This is a genomic window from Aquabacterium sp. (assembly GCF_029946005.1).
In the GTDB taxonomy this organism is placed as follows: domain Bacteria; phylum Pseudomonadota; class Gammaproteobacteria; order Burkholderiales; family Burkholderiaceae_C; genus Aquabacterium.
The window spans coordinates 43,413-67,802 of sequence record NZ_JAQSDR010000012.1 but is presented as its reverse complement, the minus strand read 5'-3'; the positions used below and the strand labels follow the sequence as shown (position 1 = coordinate 67,802).

Here is a 24,390-nt window from a genome sequence, read left to right as displayed (position 1 = left end):
TGGTGGGCGTCCTATGAGACATCCAGATCCAAATTTCGGTTACCCATCTCTGTCGTTCTTGGAGCGGGAACAGGTGTTGGGCGGCTTGAAACCAAAAGCGAAGAAGAAGATCATCCGTAGCGGCGCGTACGTCCTTGACACGTTCATTGACGCCACTTCCTGGGATGACGCCATCAGCCGCATCGCCGACTGGGCAGCGGAGCATCAGTCTCGCTATGTCACCTTGTGCAATGTGCACTCCGTGGTGACCGGGAGCCAAAGCGCGCAATTCGCCAACGTGATCAACCAGGCGGACATGGCCTTGCCCGATGGCGCCCCCATCGCCTGGATGATGCGCAAAGAAGGGTTTACCGAGCAACAACGCATCAGCGGCCCTGACTTGATGCTGCGCTACCTGGCAGAAGCCGAGCGCAGCGGCCAATCCGTGTTTTTCTACGGCAGCGTGGACGACACCCTGGCCAAGTTGCGCGGCCGGATGATGGCCAAGTTCCCCAAGTTGAAGATCGCTGGCATGGTTTCGCCCCCCTTCCGCAAGTTGACCGAGCAGGAAGACGCCGAATACACCCAAAAAATCAATGCTTCAGGCGCCCATGTCGTATTTGTGGGCCTGGGTTGCCCCAAACAAGAAATCTGGATGTCCGAGCACCGTGGCGCCGTCAAGGCGGTCATGGTGGGTGTTGGCGCCGCTTTTGACTACCATGCTGGCACGCTCCGCCGCGCCCCCGCCTGGATGCAGCAACGTGGCCTGGAATGGCTGTACCGCTTCGTCTGCGAACCCCGCCGCCTCGCACGCCGTTACCTTGAAACCAACAGCGTTTTCATGGCCAAGCTCGCAGCCCGTGCAGTGTTTGGGCGAGATCCCAAACAGCAAAAAGGCTAGCCAATCCACCCGCGAGGCCCGCCAACAACAGCCCCACCTTCAAAGGCGGGGCTTTTTTTTGCCTGATTAAACTCTCGGTTAACACAGACCCCACCACCCGGTTGGGCACGTTTAGTGACAGATTGCATTGAACCTTTGCCTAACTGCAGGGATCTGCCCCTGACTCAACGCATTCATATGAACAAAGCTGCAAAAATCTTCGTCGCTGGTCATCGCGGCATGGTGGGATCGGCCATCGTGCGCCGCCTGCAATCCTCCGGCTACACCCAGATCGTCACACGCCAACGCCATGAACTGGACCTGCTCGACCAACGTGCGGTCCAAGCCTTCATGCACGCCGAGCAGCCCAGCTACACATTCATCGCGGCAGCCAAAGTAGGTGGCATCCAGGCGAACAACACCTACCGGGCCGACTTTCTCTACCAAAATCTGATGATTGAGGCCAACCTCATCCACGCCGCCCACGTCGCGGGGGTGCAGCGCCTCATGTTCCTGGGTTCCAGCTGCATCTACCCAAAGCTGGCGCCACAGCCCCTCCAGGAAACTGCCCTGCTCACGGGTGAGCTTGAGCCCACCAACGAGCCCTACGCCATTGCAAAAATCGCCGGCATCAAGTTGTGCGATGCCTACAACGACCAGTACCAGCGGCAATACATCAGCGTCATGCCTACCAATCTTTACGGGCCCAACGACAATTACGACCTGAACAACAGCCACGTTCTCCCTGCACTGATCCGCAAAGCCCACGAGGCCAAACTGCGGGGCGACCAATCGCTGGTCGTTTGGGGCACGGGCTCGCCAATGCGAGAGTTCTTGTACGCCGATGACTTGGCCGACGCCTGCGTTTACCTCATGGAACAAGGCTACGACGGCCCTCTGCTCAACATTGGAACTGGTGAAGACATCACTATCCGCGAACTGGCACAAACCGTCGTCAGGGTCGTTGGATTTGAAGGCAATCTGAGCTTTGACACCACCAAGCCTGACGGAACCCCACGCAAGCTGATGGATGTTTCTCGCTTGTCCGGTCTGGGGTGGCAGGCCAAGACCACCCTGCAGACAGGCATTGCACTGGCCTATCAGGACTATCTCAAACGCACCGCCGCGTGAACAGCAACAGTCGGCCCTATACACTTGGAATTATTCTTGCATGACACAGGCCACCGTGACCCCAACCGTACCCTCCAGCCTCTCCAGTGCAAACGCGCCCAGCTTCAACATGTTTGAACTGGGGCTTGTGCTGGCAGGTCTCCTGGCGCTGTACGTTCCTACCTACGTGATTCTGGACAAGACCATCTGGAACGTCGTGGGGCAAGGGCACGGCCCGGTGATTCTGGCGCTCATGCTTTGGCTCATCTGGCAGCGGTGGCCAAAATTCGTGGCCTTGAGCAGCGCACCGGCGAACATGGCCGGTGCGTTCACCTTGACCGTCGGCCTGTTGCTGTACATCTTGGGCCATTCGCAAGACATCCTGTTCATTGATGTCGGCTCCCAACTGCTGGTTCTGGCCGGGATATTCCTGCTGTACCGGGGCTGGGCTGGCCTGCGGGTCATGTGGTTCCCGCTGTTTTTCATCATCTTCATGATTCCGGTGCCCGGCTCGGTGGTTGACCAAGTCACAGCGCCACTGAAACAAGCCGTGTCCTACACTGCCGAGCACGTCCTGTATTGGGCAGGCTATCCCATCGGGCGGTCTGGCGTGGTTCTTACCATCGGGCCCTACCAATTGCTGGTCGCCGACGCCTGCGCCGGGCTAAACTCCATTTTTGCACTTGAAGCGATTGGCGTTTTTTACATGAGTGTTGCCCAACACACCAATCAACTGCGCAACAGTTTGTTGGCCGTGTTGATTTTGCCAATCTCTTTTGCGTCAAACGTCATCCGAGTGGTGACACTGGTCTTGGTCACTTACTATTTTGGCGATGCCGTCGGGCAGGGTTTTGTTCACGACTTTGCAGGTATTGTGCTGTTCATGGTAGCGACCTTACTCACCATCGGTACGGATTCCATTTTAGGTCTTTTCATCACTGAGCCAAAACCGCCGAAGAACGAAGCTTCGGTCGCTTAAATCGATCAGCACAAATCAAAAATCATGAGCTTCAATCAGTTTATTTCCATACTCAAAGCCAGATGGATCATTCTGGTCACCATCTTGGTGGCCACCGTGTCCTTGGCGATTGCGCTCAGTTTGCTGCTGCCCAAAAAATACACCGCCAGCGGGGTCGTCCTGATCGACTTCCGTGCCTCAGACCCCATCAGTGGCATGGCGATGCAGAATGCCCTGCTGCCCGGGTATGTCGCCACCCAGATTGACGTGCTCCAGAGCGAACGCGTCTCGCAGAAAGTCATCGAGTCACTCAAGCTGGCCGAAAACTCCGACCTGCGTCAGCAGTGGATGGACGACACCCAAGGCCAAGGGTCTTTCCAATCCTGGCTCTCCGACATCCTGCAAAAGAATCTGGACGTTTCGCCCGGCAAAGAATCCAGCATCATCAGTATTTCATACACTGCCGTGGACCCCTCATTTGCGTCGGCCATGGCCAATGCCTATATTCGGGCCTATATCCAGACCAGTCTGGACATGCGCATCGAACCCGCCCGGCAATTCTCCAAGATGTTTGACGAGCAGATCAAGCAAGCCCGCCAACAGTTGGAAGAAGCCCAAACCCGGCTGTCCGAATATCAACGCAGCAAAGGCATTCTGGCCACCGATGAACGACTGGACGTCGAAACCGCCAGGCTCGGCGAGTTGTCCGCCCAATTGGTCGCCATGCAATCCCAAACTGCCGATGCACAAAGCCGCAATGCGCAATCTGGCGCGAACAGCCCCGAAGTACTGGGCAGTCCCGTGGTGGCCGGCCTCCGCGCCGACATGTCACGCCAACAGGCTCGCCTGAAAGAACTCAACGCCAAGTTTGGTCCGGCCCACCCCCAGGTTCTGGAACTGCAGGCCAACATCAGCGAGCTGCAAGTCAAGCTTGAGTCGGAAACCCGCGCGGCCCGGGCCAGCATGGGCATTTCCAGCAACGTCAATCTGCAGCGCGAGCGCCAGTTCCGCACCACCCTGGAAGCCCAGCGTGAAAAGCTGATGACTCTCAAAAAGCAACGTGACGATGCCGCCGTCCTGCAGCGGGACGTTGAAAATGCCCAGCGCTCTTATGACGCGCTGCAAGGGCGGCTGGCCCAAACCACCCTTGAAAGCAACACCAACCAAACCAACGTCTCGTTGCTGAAGATGGCCACCCCGCCCGCCAAGGCATCGTCACCACGCCTGATCCTGAACACCATCGTGTCGGTCATCCTGGGCACCTTGCTCGGCATTGGGGCCGCCATCCTCCGAGAACTCATGAACCGCAAACTTCGGCTGGAAGAGGACGTCACAGAGACCTTGGGCGCCTCATTGTTAGGCTCGATGCCCGCCGTATCAGAGGCCAAGCGGGGCCGCAAATTGCCATTGGGGTCTTCTCCACGCCTAGGCACCCAACGCGGTTTGCCTGAATTGTCCGCGCCCGGACAATCTTCCTGAACTCACCAGACATTCAGCATGACCGACTTTCAAACATCAGGTACTGGCGACAAATCCATCGGCGACATCATCGCCGAGGCCAATAATTTGTCAGCAAGCCAAGTCTCTCAGATCCTGGCGCATCAGCAAAAAACCGGCCTCAAATTTGGCGAGGCCGCCGTGGCCCTGGGCTTCATCAAGCGCGAAGACGTGCTGTGGGCCCTGTCGCAACAGTTTCATTACCCCTATCAGGCCGAAGGCGGTACCGCCGTCTGCGCCGAACTGGTGGTGGCCACCAAGCCGTTTGATGCCGCCTCAGAGTTCTTCCGCGACGTGCGCAGCCAGTTGATCAGCAACCTGTTCGCGGACCAGGATCCTCGCAAGGCCCTGGCCATCTGCAGCCCCAACGTTGGAGATGGCAAGTCCTTCTTCGCGGCCAATCTGGCCGTAGCCTTCAGCCAACTGGGCGGCCGCACCTTGCTGGTAGACGCCGACATGCGCACACCCCGCCTGCACGAAATCTTTGGCATCGAGAACCCCAAGACGGGCCTGAGCGGCATTCTTTCCGGCCGCAACGAAACCAATGTCATCCGTCCAATTGACGCATTGCCCAGCCTGTTCTTGCTGCCAGTGGGCGTGGTCCCTCCCAACCCCCTTGAGTTGATCCAGCGCCCCGTGTTCGACCTCCTGCTCAATGAATTGGTCAGCAAGTTTGACTATGTGCTGGTCGACACACCTGCCTTCAGCCATGGCGCTGATGCACGGGTGGTGGCGGCCAAATGCGGTGCATCGGTCGCCCTTGGTCGCAAGGGCCAAACCGCAGTCCCGGCCATGAAGCAATTGGTCGCAACGCTCGGCAAACGCGGACAAGACTTCGCTGGGGTCATCCTCAACGAGTTCAACGCCTGAGTAAAGGCAAGGCTGAAACGTCATGAAATCGTCGTCATCCACCCTCGTGCGAAGCGTCATCGTCTCGGTCATTTTGGGGGCCTCCGCGGTCCTGGCCATGGTGGCCACCCCCACCGTGCACGAAATCCAAAATGCATCCATCCTGGAGAGCTCAGTGCCTCGTCAGATCGGCCCATGGCGCGAGCTGCCCAACCCCCGGGTGCAAGTGTCCTTGAGCACCGGCGAGACCACCTACGACCAGCCCTACGATCAAAGTGTCATGCGCAGCTACGTCGATGACACCGGCCACATGATCCAGGTGGCGCTCGCCTGGGGCAAACGCCAACGCCAGGAAGTCAAGATCCATCGGCCGGAGCTTTGCTACCCCGCCCAAGGTTTCACGGTGGAATCCCTCACCGACGTCACCTTCCCGCTGAGCACCCCGGATGGCCACCCGGTCACCGGCAAGCGGCTGATGGCCAAAGACCGCAACGGCAACCTGGAAGCCGTCAGCTACTGGATTCGCCTGGGCGGCACCTACAGCGGCAACGCCTGGGAAACCCGCCTGCACATCCTCAAGGAAGGCATGGCAGGGCGCATCACCGATGGGGTGCTGGTGCGGGTGTCGCAACGCGTAGTCCCCGGCACCAATGTCGATGAATTGTTTCAACGGCAGGAAAAGTTTGCCGCAGCCATGGTCAGCGCCTCCCCCGCTGAAGCACGCACCCTGTTGGTTCGCTGAAATGGCCTGTGTGTGAACCAGCGGTTGGCATTTTTCAAAACTAATGTATTACCGCTGATCCTGGGTCAGTTAGGCGTGGCCGCCGTGCAGGGGTTTCAACTGCTGGTGGTGGCACGCACCCTGGGCCCCCATGAATTTGGCAAGGTGGCCGGTATCCTGGCCATCACGGCGGCCTTGCTGCCCTTTTCCGGGCTGGGCACCGCCAACATGATGGTGATGCAGCTGGCCCGGGGCGAACAGGCCATCGCTCGGTTGTATGGCAACTCGCTGACTGCGGGCCTGCTGTCAGGGTCCGTGCTCACGGCCCTGGTGCTGGCCGGCTTCTACATCTGGGATGATGACCCTGGCTTTCTGCTGATCGCCTTCCTGTTCTGCATCTCTGAACTCGTCTTCACCAAAGCGGTCGACATCTCGCAGCACGTGTTCTTCGGGCTGGACCGCCACGCCGTGGCCAGCAAGTTCCTGGTGCTGCAAAGCAGCTTGCGGTTTGTGGGCGCCTTGGTATTGATGCAGCTGGGCCTGCAAACCGCCCGTGACTGGGCACTGGCTCACATCGTGGGTGGTGGGTTGGCCACCGTGCTGATCATGAGCTACACACTCAAGACCACCAAGGGCATGAGCATCGACTTCCCGAAAATGCGCACTGACATCAAGCAGGGCGTGTTCTTTTCGATGGGATTTGCCGCACGCGGGGTCTACATCGACATCGACAAAGCCATCCTGCCGCGCTTCGAACCCATGAGCATCAACGGCGCCTACACGGCCGCCTTCAGGCTGGTCTACATGGCCACCACGCCACTGACCGCAGGCCTGCTGGCCTTGCAAGCCAAGATGTACCGGGCCGGCGGCACGCATGGTCTTGCAGAAACAGCACGCATTGCCAGACGTGCCATGGTGGTGGGCGTCCTCTACGGAACGGCCGTGGGCATTATGATTTATGCCCTGGCACCGCTGCTACCCCTGGTCATTGGCCCGAAATACGCTTTGTCCGTTGACATCATGCGCGCTCTGGCCTTTTTGCCCATACCCCTGTTCATGCAAAGCGCCATGTCTGATGCCCTGGCCGCTGCCAACCATCAGCGGGCCAGGAGCATGGTGCAGATCTTTGCGGCGGTGCTGGCAGTGCTGCTGAATTTTGTGCTGATTCAGCACTACTCGTGGATGGGCGCCGTCATCTCGGCCTATGCCTGCCAATGCTTCCTGGCCTTGAGCATGGCGGCCATTGTTCACCAGAAAACTCGATAGACCCTCGGATCAAGAAAGAAGCAAATGCGGAAAATCGTCGTATTCGACCCCAGCCAGGTCACCGACAACCTGGGCGACTTCATCATCATGGATGCGGTCAACTCCGCCCTGTACGAGATCTTTCCGGACGACTACCTGCTGCACGTGCCCACGCACGATTGCCCCGGCAAGGGCGGCCTGGAGCAGATCGCCAAAAGCCCCCTCTCGTTCGTGGGCGGCACCAACATGCTGACCAGCCACTGGCTCTGGTACCGCCAGTGGAAGCTGCGCCTGCAAGACGTTTTCAAGGTCAAGAATGCCGTGCTGTGCGGCGTGGGCTGGCACAAATACCAATCGGTGCCTGACTTTGCCACCGCCTTCATCCTGCGCTCCATGCTGTCCAAAAAGCACCTGCACTCGGTGCGCGATCGCTACACCGAGAAGCACCTGCACGCCATCGGCATCAAGAACGTGGTCTACACCGGCTGCCCCACCATGTGGAGCCTGACGCCCGAGCACTGCAGCAAGCTGCCCACGCACAAGGCCAAGATCGCCGTCATGACGGTGACCGAATACCTCAAGAACATCGAGGTTGACCGCCAGTGGATGGACACCGTGCTCAAGAACTACGAGCAGGTGTACTTCTGGTCGCAAATGTTTGAAGACCTGGAGTACGCCAAATCGCAGGTGGGCGACAAGGTCAAGGTGATCGCGCCCACGCTGGCCGCCTTCAATGATTTCTTGGCCACCACCGATTGCGACTACGTGGGCAACCGCCTGCACGGCGGCATCCGGGCCCTGCAGCATGGCCGCCGCACCCTGATCCTGGAGGTGGACAACCGCGCCGCCGAGATCGGACGCGACACCGGCCTGCAAACCCTGCCCCGCGCCGACATCGCCGGCATTGAGCAATGGATCAACAACCCCCAGCCCGTGTCCATCAAGATGCCGTTTGAGCAAATCAACCAGTGGAAACGACAGTTCGCTTGAACATCCTGTACACCAACACCTCCTACCACCCGCACGTGGGTGGCGGGGCCGAGGTCATGTTGCGGGCCATGGCCGAAGGCATGGCCGCGCGCGGGCATCGGGTGTCGGCGCTCGTCTCGGCCGATGCCGATGCGCGTGACAACGTCAATGGCATCGAGGTGCACCGGCTCAAGCAGCGCAATGTGTACTGGAGCTTCCCCAAAGAGGCGCGCCCCACCTGGAAGCGCATGCTCTGGCATGGCATTGACAGCAACAACCTGTTCATGGCCCGCCCCATCCGCGAAGTGATGCAGCAGGTCAAGCCCGATGTGGTGGTGTCCAACAACCTGTCGGGCCTGTCGGTGGCGGTGTGGCAGCAGGCCCAGCGCCTGGGCATCCCCATCGTGCATGTGATGCACGACTACTACCTGATCTGCCCCAGCGTCACCATGTACAAGAACGGGCGCATTTGCGAGCAGGCCTGCAGCACCTGCCAGATTTTCAGGCGGCCGCATGCCGCCTTGTCCGACAAGGTATCGGCCGTGCTGTCGGTCAGCCAATCCATCCTGAACACGCACCTGGCGGCAGGCATTTTCAAGAACACGCCCATCAAGCGCGTGATCTACAACGCCCGCGATCTGCCAGAACCCGCGCCCCGCGCACCACTGACGAGCCAGCAGCGGCCTGTGGTGTTTGGCTTCATCGGGGCACTGACCGAGGTCAAAGGCATCCAGCCCTTGATCGAGGCCTTTGTGCTGGCGGCCCAAGAGGTGCCCGGCATCACCCTGTTGGTGGCCGGCACTGGCGAGCCCGGCTATGAAGCCCAGCTCAAGGCCCTGGCCCCACCCAACGTGGTGAAGTTCTTGGGCAAGGCCGATGCCATGGCTTTCTTTCAGCAAATTGATGTGTGCATTGCGCCCTCGCAATGGAACGACCCCCTGCCAGGCGTGGTGTATGAATCCATCAGCCAAGGCGTGCCGGTGATTGGCGCCCGGCGTGGCGGCATTCCCGAAATCGTTCAGGACGGCGTCAATGGCGTACTGTTCGATCCCGACGCGCCCGGTGCCTTGAAGGCCGCCATTGTGAACGCGGCCCGCCACCCCGAAATCATTTCACAGATGCACACCAGAGCGCGGGCCTCGGTGGCTCGTTTCGTGGATTTTTCAGCGATGCTGCGCGAGCACGAATCGCTGTTCAAGGAGGCATGCCATGTCTAGCGCCATCCCGATACGGACTTCTTACACTGCCTTTCCTCCCAACTCAAAGGCAGCCGCAAGTCCCAGTCAACTCGACAAACTCATATTTTTGGGTTTGGCTATTTACATCACTACGGTCGCGTTTGAAGGCCCCGTGCGGTTCGTGCTGTCGTATTTAAAAATAGCAACCCTGCTGTACGCCCGTGATCTGATATCCGCCTCAATCATTCTCACCGGCCTGTTGCTCAAACGGACAAATTTCGAACGCCAAAAGACACAGCTACAACTGTTGATTTATTTAATGATCACCACGTTGTTTGCCACTATTTTCTTAGGCAATGCATTCTTTTCTGGTTTATTCGCCATCAAGATATTTGCAACATTCTTGTTTGGACTCAGCGCCTACACATCCATTTTAGCCTATCCAAAACATTTCAAATACGCCACGGTTTCTCTGTTTTTTATTACCGCTGCGGGGGTGCTAGTCAACAAGTTTTACATATACCCCTGGGAAGGCGCTTCTTTTGAAAGTGCTTTCGGTGCAACTGACATGAGCCGCGTCTGGTGGGTCGCTGGCGGAGAGCGTCGCTTGGCCGGACTGACGCGTGCATCGCCCGTGGCCGCAGGCATTCTGGGACTCACGGGTGTGGCAATGCTCATCACCATGAAGAATTATTGGCTTCGTTTGTGCGTGATGTTCATCGGGGCCGCAGGCATTTACCTCACCACCAGCAAAGGTTTAGTCTTGGCTTATACCGGTGTGGCCAGCATTTCTCTGTTGCCTATAGGATCCAGCCTCAGATCCTTGGCCGGTAAATCCTTGGCCACGACTTTCTTTTTGGTTGGTCTTCTTGCCCCCTTGATTTCCTGGGTGGTTAACCCAGGCTTCGGCTTCTTCAGATCCAGCCCTTACTTACTCTCATCTTTCGCCGACCGCATCGCCAATACATGGCCGGCCACCTTGAACAATTTCAAGCACTGGTATAACTGGCTGATCGGCGAGGGCTTGGGTGGCGTTGGTTTGCCTTCACTTTTTTCGGGAAGAACCAACAACTACACAGTGGTCGATAATTTGCACCTATTTTTGATGGGGAATTTCGGCCTCATTGGTACGACCTTGTTTGTGTTTTTTTATATACGGGTCTTTAAACACGCCCAAAATCGGCGCGGTGTCTCTAATTCCGCCTTTACCGTGGCCGTCATGGGCCTTGGCTACGGCATCGTGACTAACATCGCTGACGATGCCTTCTCTCCCATCGCCATGGGGCTTGCATGGGGCTTGCTTTCTCAGCCGGAAGAGGCTCATGCCACTCCAGATTGAGAACACAAGCACTAAACCTACCGTATCCAGCAGTCATCTCAATGCAAAATAGGTTTTCCCCACTCGATGCTCTTCGTGCGATAGCTGCGATTCTGGTGGTTTGGCAACATTTTTCGGAATCTTTCTTGCGGATTCCAGGTGTTGCTGCAAATGGCACGGGCTTCTACGACATCCCTTGGTTGGTTGACTTCGGGAGAGTTGGTGTCGTCTGTTTTTTCCTGATAAGTGGCTTCATCATTCCAAGCAGCCTCAAGCTGGGACAAACGGACCCGATCAGAGGTTTTGCAATCAAGCGCTTATTCCGCCTTTATCCAGCTTATTGGGTATCCATCCTGGTCGCCATTGTGGTTCACCATTGGATGCTCGATCAAACTTACAGCCTAAGCACTGTGGCGGCGAACACCACAATGCTTCAAAGCATTTGGGGAGAAAAACACATACTTGGCCTTTATTGGACTTTACAAATAGAACTGATTTTTTATATTAGCTGTGCAGTTTTATTTGTTGCCAAAGTATTGCATCGTCCAGGTGCTCTTTTACTGGCCTCCCTGGGTTCACTGCTGATTTTTGGCATATCTCAGATTTACTTCAGCAGACACCATGAGTTAACGCCACTCAAGGAAATAGCTTACGCACCTTTTTTGCTAGGCATCATGTTTTTAGGCGCTGTTTACAGAACAGCCTTTGATGCATCTTGGAAAGACCAACGGATCAATTTTTTTGCCGTCATTGGCACGGTATTAAATTTTGGCGTTCCCGTGGTGGTGGTGGTGGTATATCTAGCCAGCGGACACAGGTTGACCGATTCACCTATTCGGTTTGGTTCATCACATTTGCTAGGCCTGCTAATTTTCGGCCTGGGTCTTTTCTATCTACAGCGCCCACCACGCGTCTTAATTTGGATGGGGAAAATAAGTTATTCGATATACCTTTTTCACCCCATCGCAATGGCTGTCATTATTGGCACCAGCAACAGTCATGCAATCTATGGATTTCATGTAGGCTACTACATGCTTGCCGGAAGCGTACTTTGCTTGGCGATCGCTGAGGCCAGTTACCGACTGATCGAAGCTCCAGCCAATCAGTGGGGACACCGCTTGACCAAACCCAGGGAAAGTGTATCTATAAGTAACACAAGTAGCGTTTGACGGGCCTGCGCCCCCCTCACTCAAGGGGGAACGCGAAGAAATGCTAGTGGATACCGCTACAGACCTGTGGATTCCAATTCTTTAGAATCTGCAGATATGCCCAGATGCCAGTGCTGTAACGCTCTGTATCCCCTCTCCATAGTGTGCAATGCTTCATAGCCTTCATTTGGCTCTGCCAATTAAGCTTGACTCACATTTTGGTTAATGAGTTCGACATTGTCGCAGAGCACATGAATACGCAATTTAGGATAGATATGGTGAGTAAGTACCGTTTGATCGCACTGGCCTGTATCGCGTCGATTGTTTTGGCAGGCTGTGGCGGCGGCGGCGGCTCAACGCCACCCGCAACCTCGGGCGGCAACGCCGTTCCCGAAGCCGTGCCCACCACACCTACCACGCCAGTTTCTGGCGGTTCAACAAGTACCCCCACCACACCTACCACGCCAGTGGTAGTGGCCCCTCCCCCAGCGGTCGTGACCGATGCCGTGGACACCTCGCCTTCGTGGGCGCCCGCTGTTTCCGCCATGATCTCGACGTTTGACACCGATGCTGACAAGACGTCGAACTGGCTGTTCTACCCAGGTTCGGAGTTTCCAGGTGCCAACGGCAGCTTGTACGAAGTCGCTGGCGTGAGTGGCAAAGGGGCAGCGCTGCAATACGATTTAGGTTGCGGCACCCCTACCTTCAGGCCTAGCAATGACTCCTGCGGTCGCTACGTGGCTGCCAATTTCCGGTTGCCTGCCAATTTAGCCGTCGCCAGTACGGACCAACCCACCATCGCGGTAGACATCCGCAACCTGCAAGGAGTGGCTGCCCCGAGCTTACGCGTCGTCGATGGCTCGGGCCAGACTTTGCAATTCCCCATGCAAATTCGAACACTGGAACACTCCGGTGCGGCGGCTGGGTGGCGATCGGTGCAAATCCCCGTGGGCAAAAGCACAACCTACTGGGGTGGAGACAACAATGGCGTCTTCCGCGGCCCCTTGAAGTCGGTTTCGATCATGGCGAGCAGCACTCTGATCGCCACGCCCCCAGGTACGATTGAAGTCGACAACGTGGCCTTGCTAAAGACGCCAGATAACACATTCGAATTGAAGTCAAATGCTCCGCTGTCCAGCATCGCATTCCCATCCACCTACGTGGGCCGCCTTGGCGCGGGGGTTCGAACCACAGCGCAGCTAGACAAGCTAAAAGCAGCCGGCATTACAGTTGTTCGCAAGGATTTGCGTTGGGACGGTGTCGAATCCAAGGGGGTTTTCAACTTCGCCCGCTACGATGAGCTCGTGACCGAACTGGACAAGCGCAGCATGTCCGTACTCTGGATCCTCGACTATGGGCACCCTGACCATGGCGGATCAGCCCCTCGCTCGGATGCTGACCAAAGCGCCTATGCCGAGTTAGGCCGCCAAGCAGCGCTTCGCTACAAGTCGCACAACGTCGCCGGCTACGAAGTTTGGAATGAGCCCAACATGGATCTGCGTTGGCCCTCACCTGATCCTGTGCTATTTGCCAATCTGGTGAACAAGACAGTCCGCGCAATTCACTTGGCCGATCCAAAAGCCAAGGTGGTGAGCGGCGGGTTGGCGAACATGGACACAGCCTTCCTGATGAGCATGCTTAACACCGGTAAGCTGACGGGCCTCAATGCGATCGGGATTCACCCCTACCGTAAGACAGCACCTGAAACCTATGCTTCGGAAATCGGCCCTATTCAACAACTGATTGCCAGCAAGGGCTTGTCGGTCGAGCTGTGGGACACGGAATGGGGCTATTCATCGTTCGAGGACATCGATGCCAGCGTTTATGGCAATGGCCATGACCCCCGTGCACGCCGTCGTCAAGGCAACTTGGTGCTGCGAAAAGTCTTGACACAATTGGCACTGAATGCCCCCATCACCATCATTTTTGACCTGTTTGACTCGGGCACTAATCCGAAGGAACGCGAGCACAACTTCGGGCTCTTGACCAATGATGGCAGTGACAAGCCAGGCATGATCGCCATGCGTACTCTCTACAGTGCTCAGAAGGGCCGCGTTTTCAAGGGTTTCCTGCCTGACGTGCCGCCCGGATTACACGTGCTGCGCTGGGATGGCACCACGGACCGGGCCTTTGCCCTCTGGACGGACACCAATGATCGCAAGGTCACCGTTGAATTGCCTTCGACCATCAAGACCCTGACTCGTTGGGACGGCACAGTTGTGCAGCCCACCGTAACCAGCACAGGACGCTCGGTCGTCATGAGCGAAGCGGATGGTCCTTTGTTTGTGACGATAACCAAGTAAAGCCCTTTCAAAATGCCCGATGACTCTTCAGTCATCGGGCATTTTTCGCTTCCAATCTGGCAATCGACGGACTGCTTACGTACACATTTAAGGATTTGTTGCACCCCAAATGAAGGGGTCCATTTACAGACTTCCCTCGTGAGGTAGTAGGATCGCACAAGCTGATTGAACCAGCCAGCCCCACCCAACGATTTCTACACTGAACCAGCATGCGACAAGTCAATCAACCTGTATCACGCTTGATACAGTTGGCCTATTTATCTATTGCCACATTACTGCTGTTTTTTACATTCAAGTACCCGCCCCTGGCGGACTATATCGAGTGGGTGTATCAATCCTTCATCTTCAGCGATTTGATGCATGGGAACTCAGATTCCCTTTTTTATCTGCGCGACTACCCAGTCCCCTATGTCTTGGTTCAGTTCATCATGGGATCCTTCAACCCCATGATGGGACCTGTTTGGGCAGGCAAAGCCACGCTGGTGGTCTATTTGGTGCTGGGCGGCTGGCTATCCAAAACGTTCGTAGAACGATACGAGTTGAATGGGGTTTTGGCTTACCCACTTTTATTGTCGTGCATCATTCTGAATTCCAGCTTCTGGAGTGGCTACATCAATTACCAATTTGGACTATTGGTTCTGATGGCTTATCTGAGCTTGAGTGAAGAATGGCAGGATAAAACCTGGATCAATCTACTTTTTTCCATACTGGCTTTTACTTCCCACGGCTTTTGCTTATTGGCTTTTGGCGTGATCGCTGGTATTCGCGCCTGCACCCAGGGCTGGCGCGCCATTGTATTATTTTCGCTGGCATGCTTACCTGCATTTACCCTAACATTATGGTACATGAAGGTACACAACAATGACACCATGCAAGCCATGGATGCACCAGCAGCTTATTTATCAATGAAGTTCTGGGCCTATAAAATCTACACACTCACCAAAGCAGGCCCTTATCAAAACTTCATGCTGGGGGCGGTGAGTGATATTGATCGATCACCTGCTCTTTATTATTTTGGCGTGGCAACGAATGTATTGATTGGCGGCTTACTAGTCGCACTTCATATCAAAGTGCTTCGCCGATTTTCGAATCCAAAAACATTGCACCTTTCGATCGCAGCCACTATATTTGCACTGGCTTATATTTTTGCGCCATCACTGGCCGTGCAAATAGTCAATCCTGGCGAACGAATCCTATACCCTGAATTGCTGTGTGTTTTTGCAGTAGCGCTGCCGTGCACCTCCCCACTGCGCGAAAGCCGGTTAAGCAAATATTTCGCAGGACACATCTATGCCCTGCTGATTGCCAGCATGGTCAGCTTGATGATGGCAACGCATCAACAGGGCTATCAGCACCACAGTCTGGACGCCTTCAAAGAGGTTCAGAAGAACTACACCCGCATCCTCTATTGGCACCGCCCATACCAGTTTGAAGAACGGTTCGAACATATGGAAAAGGCCTATCAGAGCAACTCGAACCCCACCTTACCAATCATTTTTCCAACCAGCCTGATCGGCAACAAGCATTGATATTCAGGGTTTTTGACAACCGCCCCAGTTCTCGATTTGCTCCGGGGTCAATAATTTACGACGAGTAAGCTCGGACACCTCAGCCTTTGAAAGGGTTCCCCCGGCAAAGGCTGTCGCCAACAGCATGGTAACCTTGGGTGTCTTTAGGTCACTCATCAAACCAAACCTGTTCTCAGGGGGTTTGCGATGTGGTTCATCGACCAATTCATAAAGGTAGATAGATTCGATGTTGACCAGCTTCTGGCTGACCAGCATCTTCATGTGTTTCACAAAACCCCTATAGCAGGATTCTGTTCTGGGCTTGTCAGGCTGATTTTCAAAATCAGACTCGTAAGTTTCCCCACAATTGAATTCATTGATGATGACGGGGCGGTTGAATTCAGCTAATTGCTTGAGTGGCCCACCAGGTCCAAACCATGGGTCCATGTCCAAAGTCTTGTGCTTTTCATGGGGGTAGATGTGATAACCGGCCACATCAAACTTCACACCTTGAGCAAGCATGAACTTGTAGAAACCGAAGTCTCTCCCGACAGTACCCAGAATGATGCGCAGAGGCCGGCCTGTGCGTTTACGCTCGTCAGCAATGGCCCGCGACATTCCGCGCAAATTGGCAGCCTGCATTCGACCACAAGGCGTATCGAAATCGTTGGCATCTCTGCCGTTTGAGCCGGGCACCTGGATATTCGGGTACAAAGGCGCCTCATTCAACATTTCAAAATCTTGAATCAGATCCTGAACCTGAGCAATGGCTTTTTTGGCATCGTTGTAGCTTTCCTTTTCCACCTCACCCAAATCGGCATTGCAAAGTTTGGCCTTGGGATAGTCTCGGGCATAGGCATTGAAAATGATCGCCTCTGCCTTGATATTTCGACTAGCCATGTTGCTGACCATGGTGCGAAGGCGTTTGATATAGCCTGCATCATGCCCCCACAAACCGACTCGAACGCGAGTGAAGCCTCTTGGAGCAATAACGTCAGGCACCTTGTCCCACTGCTCGGGAGGAAGGTGAAAATTAACCCCCCATTGGATTCGATTGGCGGGGCAAGCTGGCGCGGCCTGTGCCAGCCCTGTTTGTGCAGAGCCCATCGCCAGCACCACAGCAACGCATGTTTCCTTGATCAACTTCATTTAGATCTGCCCCAGGTGATGTCGTCAGTATCCGAAGTCAGCCACCGATTGCCTGACCAAGGCGGCCATCTGGTTTCTGAAGTTCTCGGTTGAGAACGATTCAGCATTGGCGCGGCACGCATCCGCCGAGAACTCGCCAGCATGGCGTTCAAACAGCTGAACAGCCTCTGCGATGGCCTGAGGGGTTTGCTCGTGAAAGAATATCCCCGTGGGCGCACTGCTCACCCCAAGGCCGCGCACGGTCTCCAGCGCCCCACCACGGCCGTACGCGATGACGGGGGTGCCGCAGGCCTGGGCCTCCACGGGCGTGATGCCAAAATCTTCTTCAGCCGCGAAAACAAAGGCTTTGGCCGTTTGCATGAGTTGCTTGAGGGTGGCAAAGGGCTGGTGCCCCATCACCTCAACATTGGGGCCGGCAAGGGCCTTGATGCGATCCAGCTCCGGCCCATCACCCACCACCACGAGCCGCTTGCCGGGCATGAGTGCAAACGCTTCGACAATGGCGGGAATCATCTTGTAAGGCACCAGCCGGGAGGCGGTGACGTAGAAGTCTTCCTTGTCACGGCACAGCGTGAATCCTGCGGTGTCCACAGGCGGGTAGATGACCTGGGCTTCACAGCCATACGCTTTTTTGATGCGCCGCTTGATGAAGCGGGAGTTGGCCACCATCACATCCACGCCGCAGGCGGTGCGGTGATCCCACATGCGGATGTAGTGCAGCAGTGAGCGGGCCATGAAGGATTTGAAGCCCTTCTCCAGCTTGCTTTCGCGCAAATACTGGTGCTGCAGATCCCAGGCGTAGCGCACGGGCGAATGCACGTAGCTCACATGCAACTGGTTGCCCGAGGTGAGCACACCCTTGGCCACGGCGTAGCTGGATGAAACGATGAGGTCGTAGCCCGACAGGTCAAGCTGCTCGATGGCCAGGGGCATCAAGGGCAGGTAGCTGCGGTATTTGGTGCGCGCAAAGGGCAGCTTCTGCACGAAGCTGGTGATCACGGGGCGCCCCTTCAAAAAGGCCCGTTGGTCGTCTGGCAGGAAATCAACCAGCGTGAACACATCCGCGTCGGGCCAGATGTTGATGAGCTGCTCCAGCACCTTTTCTGCGCCCGCGTACACCACCAGCCAATCGTGCACCACCGCCACCTTGAGTTTGCGGTTGGCCAAAGGGTTGATGACGGGGGGGAAGGAAGCAGCTTCGCGCACAGCAACTTGAATACTCATGGGTGCGTAGGTACCTGTTGTGGCAACGCCTGGAGCAATGAACGTGCAGCCCGCGGCCAAGTCCACAGCTGGCTGCGCTGTTGGGCTAACACTTTAAGCTCAACTCGGGCCGACTCGCTGCCCATGACCCTGTTAAGTGCATCCAAAAATGACGATGGGTTTCGGGGATCGAAATATACCGCCGCAGGCCCGCAAACCTCAGGGATGGAGGCGGCATTGGAGGCCACGACAGGGCAGCCCCGGGCCATGGCCTCCAGGGGGGGGATGCCAAACCCTTCGTAGAGCGATGGAAACACAAAGCAAGCGGCGTGCATGTAAAGGCTGGCCAGCTCTGCATCAGAGACATAACCCACGTGCTTGACGAAGGGGGGCAAAGCCGACCCTTTGGCAGCAAACACTGCAGGGTTGGTGCCGCCGGCCACCACCACGTCGAAACCAGGATCGCCCAGTTGGGCCAGGGCCCGGGCCACGAAGGCGAAGTTTTTGTTGGCCTGGGCGCTGCTGACGGCGAGCACGAAGGGGCGCTTGCGCAGGTCAGCCTTGGTCAAGATGCCGTCGTCGGGCGTCACGCGAAGCACGTGCTCGCCGCCCTCGGGCAGCACCGCGATCGATTCGGCCGCGATGTGGAGGTGCCGGGCCAGTTCTTGCCTGGAAAACTCGGACACGGTGAGGATGCGCGCGCCACGCCACGCCAGCATGCGGTGCATGCATTTGTAGACCAGGCGAAAGGCCGAGCCGTAGGCCTGCGGCACGGAAAACACGGCGGCGTCGTGGATGACCACGGCTTGGTGGCGTTTGCAAACGGGCCCGGTGTTGCACAGGTTGACGAGCAGGCGCCGTCCCGCAAACCAGGGCAACTCGATCTGCTCCCAGGCATAGCCCTGAAAGCGCCCCACCTGGATGAGCTGGATGTGCTTGAACGAGACCTGGGTTTGCGTGCCCCTGGGAACCGCCAGGAACAGGGGGCCCAGCTGGATTTCTCCGGACGAGATCAGGCCATCCAGTGCCCGCAATGTTTCGATGGCAAAGCGCTCAACCCCCGTGACCGGGCGCTGGAGAAAACGGCCATTGAAAATGATGGGCGAGCCAAACGCCAACTTGAACCCCTTTTGTGTGCTTAGCCGACTAGTGTAAGCAATGGGAGGGGTTCATGGATCAGGCGTCTAGTCTTATCACCTTGCCAACGGAGGGAACACCCGCCGAATCGAACACAAAGAGGTAGTAGTAGCCCGGTGGGGCGGTGTTTCTGCTGGCCGGCCCGGTGATCGACAACGTGCCGTCGGGCCTGCTGGTGTAGTTCAGGCCCATGAAGCGTTGGTCATACACCTGCGCGTGGGTGGATGAGCCCATCTGCACCAGGTTGACTTTGGAAATGCCCGCGCCCTGGACGTGAACATTGAAGGCCGCGCCCCACTTCACCACCGTTGGCGCCTGATCAATTTTGGGGCGCTCGGCGAACTGCCCCGAGCCATCGCGCTTGAACAGATAAGGTGGGTAGTACACCTCGGCATTCAGGTTGTTGCTGGCTTTGGAATAGCCCGCCCCGCCCGCGCCAGTGAGCACAGTGGCATCCTGCATCAGCAAGGCGACCGAGTGGTACAGCCGGTCTTTGTGGGCTACACCCGCACTGTTCCAGCGCCCGGTTTGCGGATTCCAGATCTCGGCCAGGCGATTGGCCAGGATGTGCGAGCTGGAATCGTTGTTCTTCAAGCCGCCACCGCTGACAAACACTTGCCCATCGGCCAGAACGGTGGCCGAGGCGTTGAACCGGATCGGCGTGTACCAGCCCGTGGTTTTCACCACTGGCTCTGCGCCGTTGAGGTCGATGTCGTTGGCCACACCCAGCATGCGCATGGACAGCACCTTGCCAGGCGCGTACATCAGGCTGGGCAAATAGGAATGGCCGCGGAACAACTTGGCCTTGAGCGGCACGATCTTGCCTGCACCCTCGATGTCGAGGTAAAAGGTGTTGCCCATGCGGGACACGTTGAAGATCTTGCCATTGGGGCTCAGCCACAGGCGTGGGTAGTTCCAGTTGGGCTCGCCATAGGCCTCGTTCTTCTCGGCCCCTGGCAGGGTGCGCCAGCCGGTGCGCGGGTTGTAGATTTCAGGGATTGGGGCGTAGTGGGTGGGGTCGAGCTTGCCACCCACGACCAGCACTTCGCCATTGGCCATGGTGGCCACGGTGGGATACCAACGCGGACGCTCCATGGTGCGCCCGGCGGACTTCAACACATTTTTGCTGAAATCAAAGTAGTTGATGTCGGCCGACGACCAGTTGCGCTGACCATTGACGGTGAGGTCTCCGCCCACAAGCAGCACCGCGCCATCGGCAGGCACCAGAATTTGGCCACTGCAGAAGATGTCGGTGCCGGTTTGGTTGGGCAAGGTCAGGTGGGATTCTGGGCCAAACCCTTTGCTGGGGTCCCAGATGTCGTAGATGGTCTGGCCGGTCTGCTGGCCTCTGGCATCGGTGCCATAGCTCATGACCCGACCGTCCGGCAAGGTGATGACTTGCAAGGGGATCAGGGGCCAATCGACCACGGGGCCGAACTTGCCGCGCACGTGGTACTGATCAGGGCTGACCTCACGTTGCCGCAGTTGCCACCAGCTGACAGCACCGACCACCGCTACCGCCGTGAGGATCAAAACCCCTTTCAATGCAGCCTGCCACAAACGCGCCATGTTACAAAAATCCAAAAGAATTACACCAAATTCACACTCAAATCACATGGTGACTCAGGTTATGGCACTGCGTCTTTGCGATAAGTCACACGATGACCGTAAAACCCTCATTCAAGGGGGGAATAAATCCGCAAATAGAACGCTTTCAAAGCTTGAGCTTGACGAAAACGAACTCAGGGATCGTTTTGATGATCAGCATGATGAGTTGCCAAAAGCCCGGGGTGTAGACAATGCTGCGGCCCTTGTCGATGGCCTGACTGATGTCCTTGGCCACCTGCTCAGGCTTGGCCCAAAGTGGGCCTTTGGGCAGGTGTGCGGTCATGGGCGTGTCCACAAAGCCCGGCTTGACGGTGACCACATGGACGCCTTTTTTGGCCAGACGCTGGCGCAAACCCGAAGTGAAGGCCGACACCATGGCCTTGGCACTGCCATAGACGTAGTTGCTTTGACGGCCCCGATCACCGGCCACGGATGAGATGACGGCGATGGCGCCGCGCCCTTGCTGCTCCAGCTGGTTGGCCACCAGGGTCAACAGGGCCACGACCGACAGGCCATTGGTGCCGATTTCGGCCAGGGCGTAGGGCACGTCGTGCTGGGCACGGTCCTGGTCGGTGAGGGTGCCATGGGCGATCAGCACGGTGTCGAGCCCGCCCAGCGTTTGGGTGGCCTCGGCCAGCAATGCGGCGTGCTGGTCGTGCTGGTTGGCGTCGAAAACACGGGTGCCGACTTTGGTGGCGCCCCGGGTTTGCAGGTCAGCGGCCAGGGATTGCAGTTGCTGCGCGTTGCGGGCCGCCAGGAATAGGTGGTCGCCCTGCTGGGCCCAGAGGCGGGCGCAAGCTTCGGCCATGGCCGAGGTGGCCCCGACGATCAGGATCTTCTTCATGTGGACTCCATGACCCGGCGCCAGAAACCTGACGAGAAACGCGGATCAACAAATTGGGAAAACGCCGACCACTGAGGGTGGCCTGACTTGAAAATCTGGGCGCCCATGCGTCCATCTTTGGCGGGGTACAAGCGGCCGCCAGCGGCCTGCACGATGCCATCCAGCTGGGCAAACAGGCGGTGCAGGCGCTCACCCTGGTTGGGGAAATCAAGCGCCAGGGTGGTGCCCGGCATGGGAAACGACAGCAGCCCCCGCGATGGCGGCGTGCCAAATTGCTTGAGCACCGCCAGGAAGGAGCCCATGCCGCTGTCCACGATGGTTTGCAGGAGCTGCCGGGTGGCGGGCAGGGCTTGCTCAGGTGGGACCACGCACTGGTATTGGTAAAAGCCTTTGGGGCCGTAGATGCGGTTCCACTCCAACAAGGCATCCAGCGGGTAGAAGAAGGGGCGGTAGTGCTGCAGGGCCTCGACACGGTCGCCCTGCTGGCGGTTGAAGTAGGCCAGGTTGAAGGCCTTGAGCGACAAGTTGTTGATCAGCGACAGGGGCGGCGTGAAGGGCACGCGCCGGGTGCTTTCCTGCACAGGGTTGGGCAGTTTGGCAACCAAGGCTGGGTTCATGACCGCGGGCGCGTGGTTGGCCCGGTTGAACAAACCACGCCCCAGGCGCTTGCCCGCGAAGGCGCAGTCGATCCACGAGACGGTGTATTCGTAATCGGACTCTGAGGCTTGGCTGAGTTCAAAAAACTCCTCCAAGCTGCGAAATCGGATGCTTTCGGTTTGCAGGTAAGGATTGGCGATGCGGCGCAGCTGGATTTGCGCCCAGGTGATCATGCCGGTCAGGCCCAGGCCGCCCACGGTGGCGGCGAACCAGTCGGCATCTTGCGCTGGCGAGCAAACGCGGCGGCTGCCATCCGAGCGCAGCAACTCCAACTGGGTGACATGGTTGCCAAACGAGCCGACCAGGTGGTGGTTTTTGCCATGCACATCGTTGGCAATGGCGCCACCCACGGTGACGAACTGGGTGCCAGGGGTGACCGGCAGGAACCAGCCCTGGGGCACGGTCAAGCGCAGGATCTCTGACAGCAACACACCGGCTTCGCAGGTGATGAGGCCGGTGGCCTGGTCAAACGCGATGAAGCGGTCCAGTTGGCGGCCCAGCACCAGGGCGCCGCCGGGGTTCAGGTTGCTGTCACCGTAGCTGCGGCCATTGCCGTGGGGCAGCACCGTGGCCGCATCATCGGCCGGCAAAGGCAGGCTGGCGTGGCGGCTGGGCATGCCCAGCACCTGCTGATCCGGACGAAAGACCCTGCCCCACGAGGTGAACGCCTGGGTTGCCATGCCTTGGGCCGTCACACGGCCAGCAACAGCACGGCGGCCGCTGCCGCGCCGGTGAGCAGGCTGATGCGGTCTTTCAGGGCAAAGACGAGGGGGTCATCGTGCATGTGACCACGGTGGGTTTGCATCCAAACCCGGCTGACCCAGTACAGCATGATCGGGCACAGCATCCACACGATCTTGGGATGGCTGTACAGCACGGCGATGTCAGGCGAGTTGACGTACAAGGCCAGCACCAGGATGCTGATGTAGCCTGACGAGGCGCCCAGGCTTTGCAGCAGGGCCAGGTCTTCCACCTGGTAGCCGCGCCCGCTGGCCTTGAGCTGCCCTTGCTTGCGCATGGCGTGCAACTCGGCGTAGCGCTTGACGATGGCCAGGCTGAGGAAGATGAAGATGGCGAACAACAGCAACCAGAATGACAGCGGGATGTCCGTGGCCGCCGCGCCGGCCACGATGCGCACGGTGTACAGGCCAGCCAACGTCAGGACATCGATCATGACCAGGCGCTTGAGGCCAAAGGAATAGGCCAGCGTTACCAGGTAGTAAGCGCCCAGCACGGCCAGGAACTTGAGGGGTAGGGTCCAGGCCAGCGCCAATGAGATCAACAACAGCGCAGGTGCCGCGACCAGGCCGAACAGCAGGCTGAGGGTGCCGGCCGCGAAGGGGCGCTTGCACTTGCGGGGGTGCTGGCGGTCGGCCTCCAGGTCGAGCATGTCGTTGAGCAGGTAGACCGACGAGGCGCACAGGCTGAAGGCGGCGAACGCCACCAAGCCGGCCACCAGGGTGGGCGTGTCTTGCAAACGGTGCGCGGCCGCCAGGGGCACGAAGATGAGGGCATTCTTGGCCCATTGGTGAACGCGCAATGCCTTCAAGGCGACCCTGAGGCCTGATTTGGGTGGCTGGAAAACAGCCTCGACCTGGGTGCAGGCACGGGCGCTGGCTTCCAGCCCCGGTTTGGCGTTGACGACGATGGCCGAACGCGCATGTTGCCAGACCTTCAGGTCAACACGCTCATTGCCACAGTAATCAAACCCACGCTCGCCAAAACGCTGAACCAGTTGCTGGGCTTTGTTGCTGCCCGACAGATTGGTTTGCCCATCGCTGGCCAATACGCCATCGAACAGGCCGACATGCTGGGCCACGGCCTGCGCCATGCGTTGGTCGGAGGCCGTGCACAGCCAGATTTCGCGACCCTGCGCTTTCTGAGCCTTGAGCCAGTTCAGGAACTGCTCTGAATACGGCAAGGCGGCGCCATTGAGCTGCACACGGCTGGCGATCTCGGCCTTCAGCCTGGCTTTGCCGCCCAGCAGCCACAAAGGCACGAGGAACAGGAACAAAGGATTTTGCTTGATGAGCAGGAGAAAGGACTCGAGCAGCAAATCGCTGTGAATGAGCGTGCCATCGAGGTCCACGCACAGCGGGGTTGATTGAGCTTCAGACATGAACACCCTT

Annotated in this window: 19 protein-coding genes and 1 pseudogene; 13 read left to right on the top strand and 7 right to left on the bottom strand. The window is 57.7% G+C overall.

Features of this window, described 5'->3' with window-relative positions; translation table 11 throughout:
* Positions 1 to 85: 85 nt before the first annotated feature.
* From PSV38_RS08530 to PSV38_RS08470, 13 genes are all read left to right on the top strand, one after another.
* A complete protein-coding gene (locus tag PSV38_RS08530; protein ID WP_300546566.1) occupies positions 86 to 880 on the top strand; it encodes a WecB/TagA/CpsF family glycosyltransferase in 795 nt (264 codons plus the stop codon).
* A gap of 177 nt (positions 881 to 1,057) precedes the next feature.
* A complete protein-coding gene (locus PSV38_RS08525) occupies positions 1,058 to 1,990 on the top strand; it encodes a GDP-L-fucose synthase (protein WP_300546564.1) in 933 nt (310 codons plus the stop codon).
* Positions 1,991 to 2,030: 40 nt separating this feature from the next.
* On the top strand, positions 2,031 to 2,948 hold the full coding sequence (gene xrtB, locus PSV38_RS08520; RefSeq protein WP_300546562.1) for an exosortase B: 918 nt from the start codon (positions 2,031 to 2,033) through the stop codon (positions 2,946 to 2,948).
* A 24-nt stretch (positions 2,949 to 2,972) separates the two neighbouring features.
* A complete protein-coding gene (epsF, locus tag PSV38_RS08515) occupies positions 2,973 to 4,406 on the top strand; it encodes a chain length determinant protein EpsF (protein ID WP_300546560.1) in 1,434 nt (477 codons plus the stop codon).
* Between the two features lie 18 nt (positions 4,407 to 4,424).
* Positions 4,425 to 5,294 carry a polysaccharide biosynthesis tyrosine autokinase gene (locus tag PSV38_RS08510; protein ID WP_300546558.1) on the top strand — a complete coding sequence of 290 codons (870 nt, stop codon included), beginning with the start codon at positions 4,425 to 4,427 and terminating at the stop codon, positions 5,292 to 5,294.
* Positions 5,295 to 5,316: 22 nt separating this feature from the next.
* Positions 5,317 to 6,015, top strand: a complete 699-nt coding sequence (locus tag PSV38_RS08505) for an exosortase C-terminal domain/associated protein EpsI (RefSeq protein WP_300546557.1) — start codon at positions 5,317 to 5,319, stop codon at positions 6,013 to 6,015.
* A gap of 12 nt (positions 6,016 to 6,027) precedes the next feature.
* On the top strand, positions 6,028 to 7,260 hold the full coding sequence (locus PSV38_RS08500; RefSeq protein WP_300546555.1) for an oligosaccharide flippase family protein: 1,233 nt from the start codon (positions 6,028 to 6,030) through the stop codon (positions 7,258 to 7,260).
* A gap of 24 nt (positions 7,261 to 7,284) precedes the next feature.
* Complete coding sequence (locus PSV38_RS08495; protein WP_300546553.1) at positions 7,285 to 8,229, top strand: polysaccharide pyruvyl transferase family protein; 945 nt, start codon at positions 7,285 to 7,287, stop codon at positions 8,227 to 8,229.
* On the top strand, positions 8,208 to 9,425 hold the full coding sequence (locus PSV38_RS08490; protein WP_300546551.1) for a glycosyltransferase family 4 protein: 1,218 nt from the start codon (positions 8,208 to 8,210) through the stop codon (positions 9,423 to 9,425). Before PSV38_RS08495 ends, PSV38_RS08490 begins: the two co-directional genes overlap by 22 nt.
* Positions 9,418 to 10,725 carry a hypothetical protein gene (locus PSV38_RS08485; RefSeq protein WP_300546549.1) on the top strand — a complete coding sequence of 436 codons (1,308 nt, stop codon included), beginning with the start codon at positions 9,418 to 9,420 and terminating at the stop codon, positions 10,723 to 10,725. Before PSV38_RS08490 ends, PSV38_RS08485 begins: the two co-directional genes overlap by 8 nt.
* Before the next feature lie 41 nt (positions 10,726 to 10,766).
* Positions 10,767 to 11,873, top strand: a complete 1,107-nt coding sequence (locus tag PSV38_RS08480) for an acyltransferase (protein WP_300546547.1) — start codon at positions 10,767 to 10,769, stop codon at positions 11,871 to 11,873.
* A gap of 185 nt (positions 11,874 to 12,058) precedes the next feature.
* Positions 12,059 to 14,155, top strand: coding sequence for a cellulase family glycosylhydrolase (locus tag PSV38_RS08475; RefSeq protein WP_300546545.1), 2,097 nt, complete (start codon positions 12,059 to 12,061; stop codon positions 14,153 to 14,155).
* 209 nt (positions 14,156 to 14,364) lie between these two features.
* A complete protein-coding gene (locus PSV38_RS08470) occupies positions 14,365 to 15,684 on the top strand; it encodes a hypothetical protein (protein ID WP_300546544.1) in 1,320 nt (439 codons plus the stop codon).
* Between the two features lie 3 nt (positions 15,685 to 15,687).
* On the opposite strand, the gene PSV38_RS08465 is transcribed toward PSV38_RS08470, so the two are convergent.
* The 7 genes and pseudogenes from PSV38_RS08465 to PSV38_RS08435 all read right to left on the bottom strand — a co-directional run bounded on the left by PSV38_RS08465 (position 15,688) and on the right by PSV38_RS08435 (position 24,380).
* The gene (locus PSV38_RS08465; protein ID WP_300546542.1) at positions 15,688 to 16,812 is read right to left on the bottom strand and encodes a hypothetical protein; all 1,125 of its coding nucleotides are present in this window, start codon (positions 16,810 to 16,812) and stop codon (positions 15,688 to 15,690) included.
* Between the two features lie 69 nt (positions 16,813 to 16,881).
* Positions 16,882 to 18,036: pseudogene (locus PSV38_RS08460) on the bottom strand (glycosyltransferase family 4 protein); the annotation flags it as partial.
* On the bottom strand, positions 18,033 to 19,133 hold the full coding sequence (locus tag PSV38_RS08455; RefSeq protein WP_300546540.1) for a glycosyltransferase family 1 protein: 1,101 nt from the start codon (positions 19,131 to 19,133) through the stop codon (positions 18,033 to 18,035). The gene PSV38_RS08455 and the pseudogene PSV38_RS08460, both read right to left, overlap by 4 nt.
* 58 nt (positions 19,134 to 19,191) lie before the next feature.
* Positions 19,192 to 20,721, bottom strand: coding sequence for a glyoxal oxidase (locus PSV38_RS08450; RefSeq protein ID WP_300546538.1), 1,530 nt, complete (start codon positions 20,719 to 20,721; stop codon positions 19,192 to 19,194).
* Between the two features lie 145 nt (positions 20,722 to 20,866).
* The gene (locus PSV38_RS08445; protein ID WP_300546537.1) at positions 20,867 to 21,604 is read right to left on the bottom strand and encodes an SDR family oxidoreductase; all 738 of its coding nucleotides are present in this window, start codon (positions 21,602 to 21,604) and stop codon (positions 20,867 to 20,869) included.
* Positions 21,601 to 22,941, bottom strand: coding sequence for an FAD-binding oxidoreductase (locus tag PSV38_RS08440; RefSeq protein WP_300546535.1), 1,341 nt, complete (start codon positions 22,939 to 22,941; stop codon positions 21,601 to 21,603). Before PSV38_RS08440 ends, PSV38_RS08445 begins: the two co-directional genes overlap by 4 nt.
* Before the next feature lie 11 nt (positions 22,942 to 22,952).
* Complete coding sequence (locus PSV38_RS08435) at positions 22,953 to 24,380, bottom strand: UbiA family prenyltransferase (protein ID WP_300546534.1); 1,428 nt, start codon at positions 24,378 to 24,380, stop codon at positions 22,953 to 22,955.
* Positions 24,381 to 24,390: the final 10 nt, after the last annotated feature.